The organism is Stenotrophomonas sp. CS3K5 (assembly GCF_059515225.1).
In genome coordinates, this window is sequence record NZ_JCAKRX010000003.1 from 103,041 (window position 1) to 117,625 (window position 14,585).

General features: G+C 66.6%; 10 protein-coding genes. 1 reads left to right on the forward strand and 9 read right to left on the reverse strand.

Annotated elements, in window-relative coordinates; translation table 11 throughout:
* The first annotated feature begins 506 nt into the window (after positions 1 to 506).
* Entirely contained in the window at positions 507 to 3,626 is a 3,120-nt protein-coding gene (locus tag AC5YGJ_RS05535) for a galactose-binding domain-containing protein (protein WP_496186004.1), read from the forward strand.
* Between the two features lie 59 nt (positions 3,627 to 3,685).
* Here AC5YGJ_RS05535 and AC5YGJ_RS05540 read toward each other — a convergent pair whose 3' ends face one another.
* The 9 genes from AC5YGJ_RS05540 to AC5YGJ_RS05580 form a co-directional block, all read right to left on the reverse strand.
* Positions 3,686 to 4,663, reverse strand: coding sequence for an ABC transporter substrate-binding protein (locus tag AC5YGJ_RS05540; RefSeq protein WP_496186005.1), 978 nt, complete (start codon positions 4,661 to 4,663; stop codon positions 3,686 to 3,688).
* Between the two features lie 15 nt (positions 4,664 to 4,678).
* Positions 4,679 to 6,424 (reverse strand): amino acid ABC transporter permease/ATP-binding protein, encoded by a 1,746-nt coding sequence (locus tag AC5YGJ_RS05545; RefSeq protein WP_496186006.1) that lies wholly within the window; start codon positions 6,422 to 6,424, stop codon positions 4,679 to 4,681.
* Positions 6,421 to 6,972, reverse strand: coding sequence for a GNAT family N-acetyltransferase (locus AC5YGJ_RS05550; RefSeq protein ID WP_107232345.1), 552 nt, complete (start codon positions 6,970 to 6,972; stop codon positions 6,421 to 6,423). Before AC5YGJ_RS05550 ends, AC5YGJ_RS05545 begins: the two co-directional genes overlap by 4 nt.
* Positions 6,969 to 8,189 carry a M20 aminoacylase family protein gene (locus AC5YGJ_RS05555; protein WP_496186007.1) on the reverse strand — a complete coding sequence of 407 codons (1,221 nt, stop codon included), beginning with the start codon at positions 8,187 to 8,189 and terminating at the stop codon, positions 6,969 to 6,971. Before AC5YGJ_RS05555 ends, AC5YGJ_RS05550 begins: the two co-directional genes overlap by 4 nt.
* 4 nt (positions 8,190 to 8,193) lie before the next feature.
* Positions 8,194 to 9,537, reverse strand: coding sequence for an LLM class flavin-dependent oxidoreductase (locus tag AC5YGJ_RS05560; protein ID WP_496186008.1), 1,344 nt, complete (start codon positions 9,535 to 9,537; stop codon positions 8,194 to 8,196).
* Between the two features lie 18 nt (positions 9,538 to 9,555).
* A complete protein-coding gene (locus tag AC5YGJ_RS05565; RefSeq protein ID WP_496186009.1) occupies positions 9,556 to 10,533 on the reverse strand; it encodes an MsnO8 family LLM class oxidoreductase in 978 nt (325 codons plus the stop codon).
* Between the two features lie 14 nt (positions 10,534 to 10,547).
* Positions 10,548 to 10,910 (reverse strand): DUF3088 family protein, encoded by a 363-nt coding sequence (locus AC5YGJ_RS05570; protein WP_107232341.1) that lies wholly within the window; start codon positions 10,908 to 10,910, stop codon positions 10,548 to 10,550.
* Between the two features lie 156 nt (positions 10,911 to 11,066).
* The gene (gene msuE / locus AC5YGJ_RS05575; RefSeq protein WP_496186010.1) at positions 11,067 to 11,648 is read right to left on the reverse strand and encodes an FMN reductase; all 582 of its coding nucleotides are present in this window, start codon (positions 11,646 to 11,648) and stop codon (positions 11,067 to 11,069) included.
* Positions 11,649 to 11,700: 52 nt separating this feature from the next.
* Positions 11,701 to 14,277 (reverse strand): TonB-dependent receptor plug domain-containing protein, encoded by a 2,577-nt coding sequence (locus tag AC5YGJ_RS05580; protein WP_496186011.1) that lies wholly within the window; start codon positions 14,275 to 14,277, stop codon positions 11,701 to 11,703.
* Between the last annotated feature and the right edge of the window lie 308 nt (positions 14,278 to 14,585).

Genomic DNA, 14,585 nt, shown 5'->3' on the forward strand with positions numbered 1-14,585 from the left:
TTTCGGCTTCGACCGCTTCTCATTGCTCGCGGCTGCAGTTCTCGACAACGCGACGCAGCGCCCGGGCGTGATTGCGTCCACTGCGCGGCGTGCTCCAGATGCTCACAACGCAGAACTCCCCGCACCGGCATTCGCTGTCGTTGTAGGGGCAGTACATCCGGCCCCAGGCATGGCTCCCGCCGACGCGCAATCTCCAGCCCCGCGTTTCGGCAAAACGCAACGCGGCTTCTATGTCCTTGTCAGGGTGACGCACTCGAGACATCCGCTGTTCTCCGAAGTCTGTGCCTATCCGGGCACATTGTCAAATGACAACTCACCCGAGCTCCGTGGCGTGCATCGAACCTAGCCGATCGTGCGGACACGTCCAGAGCCATACCCGTCAGCCGGCCGGCCCGGCTCGTGCCCGCAACGACACCGACGTTACTGCATCGCGTCATGTAAACGATTACATCCCTTGCTAGCGTTGTGCTCGCCAGATTCCGGCCGAACCTGCGAGGCTGTCCGTAATGACGTTGCGCGCTGAACGTTCCAGGCTCACTCCCCTCTCCCGTCCGATGCGGCCTGCTGCGGCCCTGCTGCTCACCGCCCTGGCCGCCGCCGCACACGCACAGACCCTTCCCCCGCGCAGCCAGTGGCTGGCCAGCAGTTCCTCGCAGCAGGTGCCGGCCATGGCGATCAGCCACCTGATCGATGGCGATGCGAAAACCGTCACCGGCGGCGCCTTCAGTCCCGGCCACTGGTTCCAGATCGATCTGGGCGCACCGGCAGAGCTGGCCGGCGCCCGCCTCACCTGGGATGTCTCCAACCCGGAAGGCTATTCACTGCAGACCTCGCTGGACGGCACGCAGTGGCAGACCGCCTACACCATGGCCGATTCGCTGGGGGATGTGGAAACGCTGTACTTCGCACCACGCCAGGCGCGCTACCTGCGGCTGGTCAGCCCGCAGCGCACCTCCGATTGGGGCGTGTCGATCTTCGAGATGGAGCCACTGGACAGCACACTCAGCGCTCGCATCGGCGATGTCGATGCGACGCAGGCAGCCGCACTCTGGCAGGGCGGCAGGCCGGTCGCCCTGCCGACCGGGAAAGGTGGCAGCCACACGCTCGACATCACGCTGCCGCGCACGCAATCCACGGCTGGCCTGGCAGTGGAATGGGCCGATGGTGCGCGCGGTGCGGCCCGCCTGCAGGCACAGGACGCCCAAGGCCGCTGGCAGGAACTGGCCCACGATGCGCAGGCGGCAGATCACAAGCAGAGCTGGCTCGCCGCCAGTACTGCGCAATCCGTGCGTGCATTCCGCCTGAGCGTGGATGGTCCTGCACCAAAGGTGGCACGCCTGCGCCTGCTCGGGCCGAAGGCGGTGATGACGCCGATGAAGCAGTACCAGATTGCCGCCAGCGGTGCGCAACGCGCGTTGTTCCCGGCCTCGCTGCAGATGCAGCAGACCTACTGGACCGCTGTTGGTGTGCATGCCGGGCGACAGAAATCGATCTTCGACGAGTACGGCAACCTGGAAGCGTTCAAGGGCGCGCCGCTGGTGCAGCCGGTCTGGCGCAGCGCCAATGGGAGAACTGCAGGTGCCGCCGGGCAGAACGTGCAGCATGCATTGCGTGATGGCTGGAAGCCGATGCCCTCCGCCACCTGGTCGCCGCAGCCCGGGCTGGAACTGCGCAGCGAAGTGTTCGCCATCGAACGCGCTGGCCAGCCGGTCACCTTCCTGCGCCACCGCCTGCACAACACCGGCAGCACCAGGGTGGAAGGCACACTCAGCCTGGTCGTGCGCCCGATGCAGATGAACCCACCGTGGCAGAACGGCGGGCTGTCGCCGATCCGCGAGGTGGTCATCAACGGACAGGCTGTGCGCATCAACGGGCGCACGCTGCTGCAGTCACTCACGCCGGTGGCTGCGTCCGGTGCGGCGCCATTCGGCCAGGACGGTGCAACCGAAATCACCGCCGGCATTGCTGCCGGACAACTGCCTTCCGCACAGCAGGCGCGCGACGACCAGGGTCTTGCAGCAGCGGCGCTGGACTATCCCATCTCGCTGGCGCCGGGTGCCAGCCAATCGGTCGTGGTGGCTTTCCCGCTGGGCACCGCTGCGGCCGATGCCAACGGCAGCTTGCCCGAAGCGCCACCGCTCGATCTGGCTTCGCTGCCAGACGACGCCAGCAGCGCCTTCGACACACTGGCCACGCAGGCCTCGGCGGACTGGCAGGCACGACTCGGCCAGGTTGGCCTGCGCTTGCCCGATCCCTCACTGGTGGACATGCTGCGCGCACAGGCCGCCTACATGCTGATCAACCAGACCGGCCCGGCCATGCAGCCGGGGCCGCGCAACTACAACCGTTCCTTCATCCGTGATGGCATGGCCACCTCGGCGGTGCTGCTGCGCATGGGCGAGGCGAAGGTCGCGCGCGACTACCTGGCCTGGTACAGCGAGCACGGCGTGCACGCCAACGGCCTGGTCTCACCCATCCTCAACGACGATGGCAGCGTCAACACCGGCTTCGGTTCGGACATCGAGTACGACAGCCAGGGCCAGTACGTCGCACTGGTGGCCGATGTGGCGCGCCTCGATGGCGGGCCAGAATCGGTACGCGCGTATCTGCCGAAGGTGAAAGCGGCCCTGCGCTTCCTGCAGGAACTGCGCGAGCGCACGCTGGTGAAAGGTTACAAGGCCGACCAGCCAGCACGGGAACGCTTCGCCGGCATTCTCGCGCCGTCGATCAGCCACGAAGGCTACCCCTCGCCCACTCATAGCTACTGGGATGACTACTGGGGCCTGAAGGGCTGGCACGACGGCGCGTGGCTGGCCGAGTCACTGGGCGACCACGAGACTGCGGCGTGGGCGCGCCAACAGTACAAGGCGTTGTACGACGCGCTGCATGCATCGATCCGGGCGACGATGGCGTGGAAGGGCATCGACTTCATCCCCTCCTCTGCCGATCTGGGCGATGGTGACCCCACCGGAGTATCGATCGCGCTGGACCCGACCGGGGCGCAGAGCGTGCTGCCTGCCGAGGCGTTGAAGACCACCTTCGCCCGTTACCTGGAGGACGTGCGCAAGCGCGGCCAGCCCGGCGCGTTGTACGCGTACACACCGTACGAAATCCGCAACGTGCTGAGCTATGTGCACCTCGGTCAACCACAGGTGGCCGACGAGCTGCTGCAGGGCCTGCTGCATGATCGGCGCCCGCTTGAGTGGCAGGTGCTGGCCGAAGTGGTGCATTCGCGGCTGCGGTTCCCGCGCTATCTCGGTGACATGCCGCACACCTGGATCGGCGCCGAGTACGGCCGCACGCTGTTCGGCATGCTGATGCGTGAAGACGATGATGCGCTGTCGCTGCTGCCCGGCACGCCGCCGTCCTGGATGGCAGGTGACGGGCTGGCGGTGGAACGCCTGCCGACCGCGTATGGCACGTTGCAGATGCAGGCACGGCAGCGCGATGGAGTGCTGACGGTGGCGCTTGGCGAGGGGCTGCGCAACGGGACAGCGGTGAAGGTCTGGTGGCCGGCGCGCACGATGCCGAAGACGGTGCGTGTGGATGGACGTAGCGTTTCCAACTTCGATGCCGAGGGTGTGCGCCTGGCAAAGCCATTCAAGACGCTGGAGGCACGTTGGTAGAGCAGCCGAGCATGGCTCGGCTCTACAGAAGCGGAGGTAGCGCCGGGCCACGCCCGGCGTCATTGCAGCGTCGGCAACCCCGGTGGGTTGGTCTGCGACTGCGGCACGGCTTCCTCTGCCACGTTCCAGCGCGCCAACGCCTGCGCATAGGTGCCACTGCCAATCTGCGTGTTCAGTGCCTGCGTGACTGCATCAGCCAGGCCACTGCCCTTGCGCGTGGTCACCGAGATCGCCGCGGCATTCGGCCAGCCACCCGGGAACAGACCCACGCGCCGCACCTTGCCATCTCGCGCGGAATAGGCGCCGGTGGCATTGGGCTCGAATGAAACATCGGCACGCCCGGTGATCACCGCCAACCGACCAACCACCGCGTCATCGAAGTACTGGTACTCCACCGGCTTCAGGCCGGCGGCGATGTTCTGCTGGTCCCACTGGCGCAGGATCTGGTCCTGGTTGGTGCTGGCACCGACCACCACCTTCAACCCGGCCACATCGGCGGGCTTTTCGATCTTCTGGATCGGCCCATCGCTGCGCGTGTAGATGCCCAGCAGGTCGTAACGGTAACTGGAGAAATCGAACTTCTTCTTGCGTTCTTCAGTGACCGTCACGTTCGACAGCACCGCATCGTACTTGCCCGATTCCAGCCCCAGTGGCCAGTCGGCCCAGGCCACCGGCACGATCACCAGCTTCAAGCCCAGCCCATCGGCGATCAGGCGGGCGATATCCGGCTCGATGCCGACCACCTCCCGGCTGTCGGCACCATAGTCGGCCAGCGGCAGCTGCCCCGGGTGGGTGGCGACGGTGAACGCACCGGGCGTGACGAAGCGGTAGCCGGCGGGAATCAACGCCTGTGCCTTGGGATCCGCGGTGCCCTTCAGCACGGCGGTGTTGGTACCGGCCAGGCTGGTCGCGGTCACCACTGCAGCCTCCGGGCCCTGGCGCACGCGCGAATAGACGATGCCGGCGATGCCGATGACCAGCACGCCCACGATCAACAGGGTGCTGCGCGAGAGGCGACGGGGGGCTGCAGCGCTCATGGTATTCCTTCAGGGTTACAGAGTCTTGGCCAGGAAATCGGCGGTACGTTGCTGGCGCGGCCGCTCGAACACGGCGTCGGGCGTGCCCTGCTCGATCACCCGGCCCTGGTCCATCATCACCACGTGGTCGGCCACGCGGCGGGCAAAGCCCAGCTCATGGGTAACGATCACCAGCGTGGTGCCGGAGCGGGCCAGCTCTTCAATCACGCTGAGCACTTCGGCCACCAGTTCCGGGTCCAGCGCCGAGGTCGGTTCATCGAACAGCAGCACCTTCGGCTGCAGCGCCAACGCGCGGGCAATGGCAATGCGCTGCTGCTGGCCACCGGACAACTGGCGCGGGAAGGCATCGGCCTTGTCGGCCAGACCGACCCGTTCCAGCAGCGTGCGTGCCTGCTGCTCGGCCTGCGCGCGCGGCACGCCGCGCACCGCGATCGGTGCCTCGACGATGTTCTCCAGCGCGGTCAGGTGCGGGAACAGGTTGAAGCCCTGGAACACCATGCCGACTTCGGCACGACGGCGGCGGATCTCGCGCTCAGGCAACTCATACAGCGTGTCACCGTCGCGACGGTAGCCGATCAGCTGACCACCAACGGTCACATAACCGCTGTCGGCACGTTCGAGGTGGTTGATCAGCCGCAGCAGCGTGGACTTGCCGGCACCGGACGGGCCGATCAGCACGGTGACGCTGCCAGCGCGCAGGTCCAGGCTCACACCTTCCAGCACCGGCTGCTCGCCGAATGCCTTGCCCACGCCATACAGCGACACCGCCGCACCCTCGCCCGCTTCGACCTGGGTGACGATGCGCGGGCGATTGATCACGCGCGGTGCGGCATCACTCTGCGCGCGCAGCGGCGGTGACACGCGCGACACCGAGCGCTCATGCTGCAGTTGGCCGCGCGCGAAGCGCTGCTCCACGCGTCGCTGCAGCAGCGACAGCACGGTCAGGATCACCAGGTACCAGACCGTGGCCACCATCAGCAGCGGCACCACTTCCAGATTGCGGCGGTAGATCACCTGCACGGTGTAGAACAGCTCCGGCAACGCCAGCACATAGACCACCGAGGTGCTCTTGGCCAGGCCGATCACATCATTGAACGCGGCCGGCAGGATCGAGCGCATCGCCTGCGGCAGGATGATGCGGCGCACCTGGCGGCCACGCGGCAGGCCCAGCGCGGCGGCGGCCTCGTATTGTCCTTGGTCGACCGACAGAATGCCGCCACGGATCACTTCGGCCGAGAACGCGGCCTGGTTCAGCGTAAGGCCCAGCACTGCAGCAGTGAATACGCCGATCAACTGCGTTGTGGGGTACGAGAACAGACTGATGCCGGTGAATGGCACGCCCAGTTCGATGGTGCTGTACAGATAGCCCAGGTTGTTCAGCAGCAGCAACAGCACCAGCAGCGGAATCGAGCGGAACAACCACACATAGCCCCAGGACACCGCCGACAGCAACGGCGAACCGGACACGCGCGCCAGCGCAAGCAGCGTGCCCAGCGCAAACCCCAGCCCAGTGCCAAGTGCGGTCAGCAGCAGCGTACGGCCCAGCCCTTCCAGCACCGGGCGCGCGAAGAACCATTCGACGAAGGTGCCCCAACCCCAACGCGGGTTGCCCAGCACCGATTGCAGCCCGATCAGGATCAAGGCCAGCGCCAACACGGTGCCGAACACCTGCAATGGATGCCGGGCCGGCACGATCTTCAGCGCAGGTGCCGGTGCCGGCCGTGCAGCGATGCCCCCCAGTGCCGTCGAGGGCGTACTCATGCGTGGGCTCCGTGCACTGCGGCGGGTGCAGGTGCGATCACCGCCGCCGGCGCGAGCAGGTGCTTCTCGAAGGGCAGATGCGCGACGGTTTCCGGATCGGCCTGGAGGTCGAACAACGCGGTGTAGCCATGGCTGAGGTACAGGCCCACCGCTTCGGGCTGGCGGAAGCCGGTGGTCAGGAACACGCGGCGGTACCCCTGGCGCAGCGCCTGGTCTTCCAGTTCCTGCAGCACGCGCCGCGCGATGCCTTGGCGGCGCAGTCCGGGCAGTGTCCAGATGCGCTTGAACTCGGCGGTATCCGGGTCCCGGTGTGGCATGAAGGCGCCACCGGAGATGGCAAGACCATCGCGCAGCAGCAGCACGAACGCCCCCACCGGCGCGGCAAAGGCCTGCGCTGGATAGCGTTGCAGTTCTTCGCGGGCGCTGCCGCCGATGCGACGGCGCACGTCGGCATAGCGGCTGTCGTACTCCTGCTCCAGGCCGTCAAACAGCGGACGGGCCAACGGGTCATCCACCGAGGTGTAGAGGAAGCGTTCGTTGCTGCTCATGCTACGTCCTTCACCAGATAGTCTTCGGCCAGCCGCGCCCACAGGCTGGCCGCGGGTGCGATCGCCGCGTCATTGAACACATAGCGCGGGCTGTGCAGCGGCGCGCTGTCGCCGTTGCCGACGAACACGAAGCTGCCGGGCCGCGCCTGCAGCAGGAACGCAAAGTCCTCGCTGGCCGTGCGCGGCGCGAAATCGGGCACCACCTGTCCAGCGCCGAATCCGCGCTCGGCGACTTCGCGGATATAGGCGGTCTGCTGTGGGTGGTTGATCACGCTGGGGAAGCCGCGCGGAAACTCGATCTCGGCACGCGCACCGAACGCAACAGCGGTCTGCTCGGCAAGGTCGGTAACCCGGCGCCGCAGCGTATCGCGCACTTCGGGCAGGTAGGCGCGCACCGTCAGCTTCAGCTCCACCACGTCCGGAATCACATTGGCCGCCTGCCCGCCATGGATCGAGCCGACAGTGACCACGCCCATCTGCCGCGGATCGACATTGCGCGAGACCACGCTCTGCAGCGCGGTGATGATATGTGCCGCCACCACGATCGGGTCGACACTGCCCTGCGGCTCGGCGCCGTGGCCGCCCTTGCCGATCACCTTCAGTCGCGCCCAGTCCACCGAGGCCATCGCTGGCCCGTCGACGAAACCGAAATGGCCCACCGGCACGCCCGGCCAGTTGTGCAGCCCATAGATCGCATCCACCGGAAAGCGCTCGAACAGGCCATCGGCAATCATCTTCGACGCACCCGAACCGGTTTCCTCTGCAGGCTGGAACACCAACTGCAGGGTGCCATCGATGCGCCCGTGATGGGCCAGGTAGTGCGCCGCCGACAGCAGGATCGCGGTATGGCCATCGTGGCCGCAGGCGTGCATCAGGCCATCGGTCTGGCTGGCGTAGGCCAGCCCGGAGTCTTCCTGGATCGGCAATGCATCGATGTCCGCACGCAGGCCCAGGCGACGGCTGCCCTGCCCGCGTCGCAGCGTGCCGACCACGCCGGTGCCGCCGAGGCCAGTGGTCACCTCATAGCCCCATTGCTGCAGCAGTTCGGCCACGCGGGCGCTGGTGCGATGCTCTTCAAAGGCCAGTTCCGGGTGCCGGTGCAGATCATGGCGGATCGCGATGGCCGCCTCGGCACGCGCGGCTATTTCGGCCAGCACGCCGGTTGTTGGGTGATTCTGCCGGACGTCGCCCGGTGCTAGCGCGGTTTCTCCGCTCATCGCCTTACCCCACCTTCCGTGCCGGCTCGGCATCGGCCGCATAGCGGCTGGCCTTGAACGGCAGGCCCAGATGCTCACGCAGGGTCTGACCTTCCAGTTCACGCTGGTGGTAGCCACGGGCCTGCAGGATCGGCAGCACCTGGGTCACGAAATCGTCCAGGCCTTCGCGCTGTGCGGCGAAGCCGAGAATGAAGCCATCGCTGGCGCCGGCGTCGAACCAGCGGATCAGCTCGTCGGCCACATGTTCGGCCGTGCCGATGAAGTTCGGCCGTGGGCTCACCGCTTCCAACGCCACCTGGCGCAGGCTCAGGCCTTTCTCGCGCGCGTCCTGCTTGATGCGGTCGGTGGTGGAACGGAACGAGTTGCTGCCGATATCGCCCAGCTCCGGGAAAGGTGCATCCGGGTCGTACTGGCTGAAATCGTGGTGATCGAAGAAGCGCCCCAGGTACGCCAGCGCATCCTCCAGGGTAGCCAGCGCGGCGATGGCCTGGTATTTGGCCTCGGCCTCCTCGGCGGTGCGGCCGACAATCGGGCCGATGCCCGGGAAGATCTTCACGTCGTTGCCGCTGCGGCCGTGCGCGATCGCCGAGTTCTTCACCTTCTGGGTGAACGCGCGGGTTTCTTCCAGCGACGGCGAATGGGTAAACACCGCATCGGCGTACTTGCCGGCCAATGCAATGCCATCATCAGACGAACCGGCCTGGAAGATCACCGGCTGGCCCTGTGGCGAACGCTGGATGTTGAGCGGGCCTTCCACCTGGAAGAAGCGTCCCTTGTGGTCGAGCCGGCGGAATTTTTCCTTCGCGAAGAACCTGCCACTGTCGCGCTCGCGCACGAAGGCGTCGTCATCCCAGGAATCCCACAGCCCCTGCACCACCTCCAGGTACTCGTCGGCAATCTGGTAGCGCAGCGCATGTTCCGGATGCGGGCGACCGTAATTGCGACCCGATCCTTCCAGCGGCGAGGTCACCACGTTCCAACCGGCACGGCCGCCGCTGAGCAGGTCCAGCGAGGCGAACTGGCGCGCCACCGTGAACGGATCGCTGTAGGAGGTCGACAAAGTACCGGCCAACCCGATCTTGCTGGTTGCCGTGGCCAGCGCCGACAGCAGCGAGATCGGCTCGAAACGGTTGAGGAAGTGCGGGATCGACTTCTCGTTGATGTACAGGCCGTCGGCCACGAAGCCAAAGGCGATGCCGTTGTCCTCGGCAGTGCGCGCGATGTCGATGTAGAACTGCAGGTTGACGCTGGCATCGGCCGGGTTCGACGGGTGCTTCCAGGCATGCATATGGCTGCCGGGGCCCTGAAGCATGATGCCGAACGGGATGTGGCGCGGGGTCGTGCTCATGGGGATCGCTCCTGCAGGTCAGGCCACCGCCGCGCGCGGCGCGGGCGACAGCAGTTCAAGGGATGTCAGGCGTGCGTCGAGGTCGGCCACCGGCGCGTCGAGAACGAATTCACCCACGCCGAAGCGCCGGTGCAGCGCGTGCAGCTCGTCACGCACGTGCTGTGCATCGCCGGAGAGCACACTCGGGCGTGTTTCCTCAATGCGGAAGTCGGCCACACCCACCTGCCGTGCGTACTCGGCAGCAGCCTCGGGGCTGGGCAGGTTCACCGTCTGCCCGGGACCGAGGTGCAGCTTGTAGACCCGAAGTGCGCCGATATGGCGTGCGGCCGCTTCGGCGGTAGGTGCGGCGAACGCCACCGTGGCCAGCAGCGGTGCCTGCGTGGAGACACTACGGTAGGCGTCGAACGCCGCCTCGATGTGCTTCGGATCGCCGTCGAAGTGCGCGGCGTAGACGAAACGCCAGCCCAGCTCGGCCGCCTGCCGCGCACTCTGCGGGCTGGCCCCGAGCAGGAAGCGCTCCGGGGCCTGCTGCGGAATCGGGCGCGCCAGCGCCTCGGTGTCAGCGCCGGACAGATAGCCTTCCAGGTCCCGCAGTTGCTGATCGAAGTCAGCGAACGCCGGTCGCCCTGCCGCCAGCGCTGCCGTCGAGGCTGGCAGACCACCGGGGGCCTTGCCCACGCCGAGATCAACGCGGCCCGGTGCCAGCGCGGCCAGCAGGTTGAAGTTCTCCGCCACCTTGTAGGGCGCGTAGTGGCGCAGCATCACCCCGCCACTACCGATGCGGATCCGTCGGGTCTGCGCCAGCACCCAGGCCGCCAGCACCTCCGGTGCGGGACTGGCCAGCGTCGGCGCGGCATGGTGTTCGGCAAACCAGTAGCGGTGGTAGCCCAGCTGCTCGGCACGCTGCGCCAGCTGCAGGCTGTTGCGCAGCGCCTGCTCCGGTGACGCACCCTCGGCCACCGGGCTCTTGTCCAATACGCTGATCAGATAGCTCATGCTCGCGTCCTCGCTCAGGGATGGGCCACGGGAATGCCAAGCAGGCCGTTCAGCGCGGCCAGGATCGGCTCGGCACCGGAGATGTACTGGCGGTCCTGGTGGGCACCACTGGCCAATTCGCTGCGCACGCCCTGCGGCAACACCAGCTTCGGCAGCGACTGGTCCTGCTCGCCGATCTCGGCGATCACCTCGTGGCGTGGCCGCGCGAAGCCGATGCGGCGCACGTCCAGCTGAGTGTCCAAGCCCTCGATACTCGACAGCGCGCCTTCCAGCAGCAGGCTGTGCCGGCAGAAGAAGCGCTGGCCGGGAATCTGGCCGTCCTCGAACTCACGGTCGAGCAGGAACAGGATGGGTTTGCTTGCTGCGTCCAACGCCACGGGGATGTCCTCACAAGGGGCGGCAATGCGATGCCGCTTCAACTTCGATGCTAGAGATGCCAGCGGCTGCTGCAGCGATTCCAGGCGACAATCGGCGGTCATATCCGGCCATGCAGATGCGCCTTGGCCATAAGCAAAGCGCCGCCGGTTATGGCGTCAGGCAATGCGTCGCAGCGGCACCGGCAGCGCCCGTGCCTGCGTGGCCAGATGCCCGACCGCGCGCTCGGCCGCCAGTGCAATCCGCGCCTGCAAGGCCGCGCTGTGGATACGCTCGCCTTCGAAATCCGCTGGCGTTGCATACACCCCGATCGGCAGCGTGTGCGCCTGCAGGAAGCTGAACAACGGCCGCAACTGGTGATCGATCACCAGCGCGTGGCGTTCGCTGCCGCCAGTTGCCGCCAGCAGTACCGGCGTATCCACCAGCGCCTCCAGCCCGATGAAATCGACCAGGTGCTTGAACAGCCCCGGATACGAGCCGCGATACACAGGCGCCGCCACCACCAGCAGTTCAGCCGCCTCGATCGTCTGCAGCGCCTGCTCCACCGAAGGCTCCGCCTCATCGCGCGACAGCGCCTGCCCCAGCGAGCGCGCGATCGGCGCCAGCTCCACCAGTTCCACGCTGGCGTGCACCCGCTGCTGCAGCGACTCCAGCAGTTGCCGCACCAGCAACAGCGTGCGCGACGTCGCCGAACTGGTCGGCGACCCCACCAGCGCAACCACCTTCAATGCACCTGACATTGACCTGCTCCTCTGTAGAGCCGAGCCATGCTCGGCTGCCTTCGCCTGAACCTCAGAACCGGTAACTGACCCGCCCATACCAGAACGCCCCGATCCGGCTCAGCACATCGCCCGAATCCCAGGTGGTCTCGATGCTGGCCACATCGGTGGCGCTGCGCGCGTACTCCGGCACCTTGCGCGTGCGCTTGTCGAACACGTTGTTGATGCCCAGCGCAGCGCTCCAGCCCGCTCCCAGTTCCACCGCACCTGAAAGGTTGGTCACCAGCACCGGCGGCTGCTTGTACTCCACGCCGTTGTTCAGGCGTTTGATCGGGCCGTAATAGGTGAAATCGATGTTCGAACGCCAACGCCCGTTCTGCCAGCCCAGCCCGGCTACCTGCGTGTAGCTCGGTGTGCGGAAGCGCAGCGCGTACTCGCTGCTCTTGGTCAACAGGTTGATGTTCGGCAGCCCCTGCAGCGCCGCCGGAATGTCGCTGACCTTCTGGATGGTGGTGCGACCAACGTTGGCCGCATAGCTCCAGCGCAGCTTGCCCCACGCCGTTTCCTGGTTCGCTTCCAGGGTCAGCTCGACCCCGCGCGTACGGGTATTGCCCACGTTGGTGAAGTAGCTGGCGTAGAACGCATCACCGGGCAGGATGCTGATGCCGGCCGAGCCCAGCAGCGCATCGATGGTGTTCTTCTGCGCCGCGCTCAGCACGGTGCCGCTGTTGTCGGTGATGCGCGCCGGGTCCTGCGCGTTGTAGCCGATCTGGCTGGACTGGCCGAGCTGACCACGGATGTCGATCTGGTACGCGTCCACCGCCAGGTGGAAGGCCGGGCTGGGGTCCCAGGTCACGCCCAGGCTGTAGTTGGTGGCTTTCTCGGGCTTCAGTGGCGTTGCCCCCAGCGCGATCGCCGCCGGTGAAGACACCTGCGCCACCAGCGTAGTACCGCAGGGGCAGCTACCGGTGGCCTGGTAGAACTGCGCGCCCAGGCTGGGCGCGTGGAAACCGTTGCTGACCGTGGCGCGCAGACCCAGCGCATCGGTGAAGTCCAAGCGCGTGGTCAGGCGGCCGGTGGACACGCTGCCGAAGTCGGAATGGTCTTCCCAGCGCGCGGCCGCATCCAGGTACCAGCGCGAGGTGATGTTGGTGGCCGCGCCCGCATAGACCGCCTTGCTGTTGCGGGTGGCCTTCACCGCATCGGCGGTGGAGTAGCCTACGAAGGCGGCTGCACCGAAGCCGGTATACGACTCCCACTGCCCGGCCCCGCGCTCGTACTGTTCATGCTGGTATTCCGCACCGGCGCTCACTTCCAGCGGCGAGGCGAACGCGGCCACCTCGAAACCACGGCGCAGGTCCAGATTGGCGATGCCCTGCTGGTAGTCCAGCTTGCCGTCGTAGAAATCGGTGGGCGAACCGGGATACGGCAGCGAGTAGTTCACCGAGTTGCGCGTGTAGGTGCGCACGGTGCTGCGGTTGCCGGTCAGGCTGGCGTCGTAATCCCAGCCCGCAATCTGACCCTTCACCCCCGCAGTGCCGGTGTACTGCTTCTCCTTGGTTTCCAGTACCGGCAGGAAGCCGTCGGGAAACACGCTCAGCACGCCGGGCGCTTTATAGGTGGTGAAGATCGTTGCCGGCAGGCGGAAGTTCTGGATTGCCTGTGCCGTGCGATCACTGGCCGTGGCATTGGCATAGAACTGCGCGCTCTCACCCAGCCCATGGCCGACATTCACCGCGAACGCCTTCAGCGCATACGACGGCGAGCTGAGGATGGTGTTGGCCTCAGCATCACGCGTGGCCTCGGCCGGGTTCGGCGACGCGCCGGCCGGCAGCCGGTTGTTCGGGCGCAAGGCCACCCGGTTGCCGCTGGCATCCACCGCTGGATAGCTCAGGTAGCCATCGATATAGCGCCGAGTGCGGATCGCATGATGCTGACGCGTGGTCTCGCCGGACAGATTGACGAAGCCATCAGCGCCCCACGGCAGGCCCACATTCGCTCGCACGCTGGTGCGCGAACCATCGCCATCCACGCTCTGCCCGCTTTCCACGGCGAATTCGCCGCCGTGTGCCTGCGACTTCAAGATCACATTGACCACACCAGTGATCGCATCCGAGCCATAGATGGCCGATGCACCATCACGCAGCACTTCCACATGGTCGATGGCCGAGACCGGAATCAGCGCCAGGTCGGCCCAGGCATGGCCGGGGAAGCCACCGCCGTTTGCCCCACTCACGTAGGCGCTGGCATTGCGGCGCTTGCCGTTCACCAGCACCAGCGTGTAGCCGGGCGACAGGTTGCGCAGCTGGTAACCACGGATCAGGCTCTCCTGATCACTCTGGTAGCCGCCAATCTGGCTGAGCGAGGGCAGCGCACGCTGCAGCGCTTCGAGCAGGTTGGCCTGGCCGGTGGCGGTGAGGTCTTCCGCAGAGATCACATCGATCGGCGTGGAGCTGTTTTTCACCGTGCGCGTACTGGTGCGCGATCCGGTCACCACCACCGCATCCAGCGTAGAGGCGGCAACATTGGCGGTGGCCGCAGTGCTGGCAGGATCCGCATCGGCTTCAGCAGCATGGCTGGGCGACGCAGCAAGCGTGGCTGCAATCAGGACGGCAAGAGAGCTCAGGACAGGAGTGTGGGCGGCAGGCATGGGGGCTCGTGGGGATGGGCCGGAGACACGCTTCCATTCAAGGGCCTGTTCACGCACCGCGACAGGCGGAATCGCGTCACCCAGCCGTAACATCCGGCCACTCACATGACTGCTGGTAATGAGGTTAGGCAGCCCGCGCCGGTGCACTGCTGTCTGTAGAGCCGAGCCCACGCTCGGCTGCTCTTCGCGACGGCGTCAGATGCATCCACTCCTGCCATTTTTTGAGCCGAGCGTGGGCGCGGCTCTACAGGAAGGGATCCGCCCCCGGGGCCGCACATGCTTCACCGGCATCACCTCATGCCCGTACA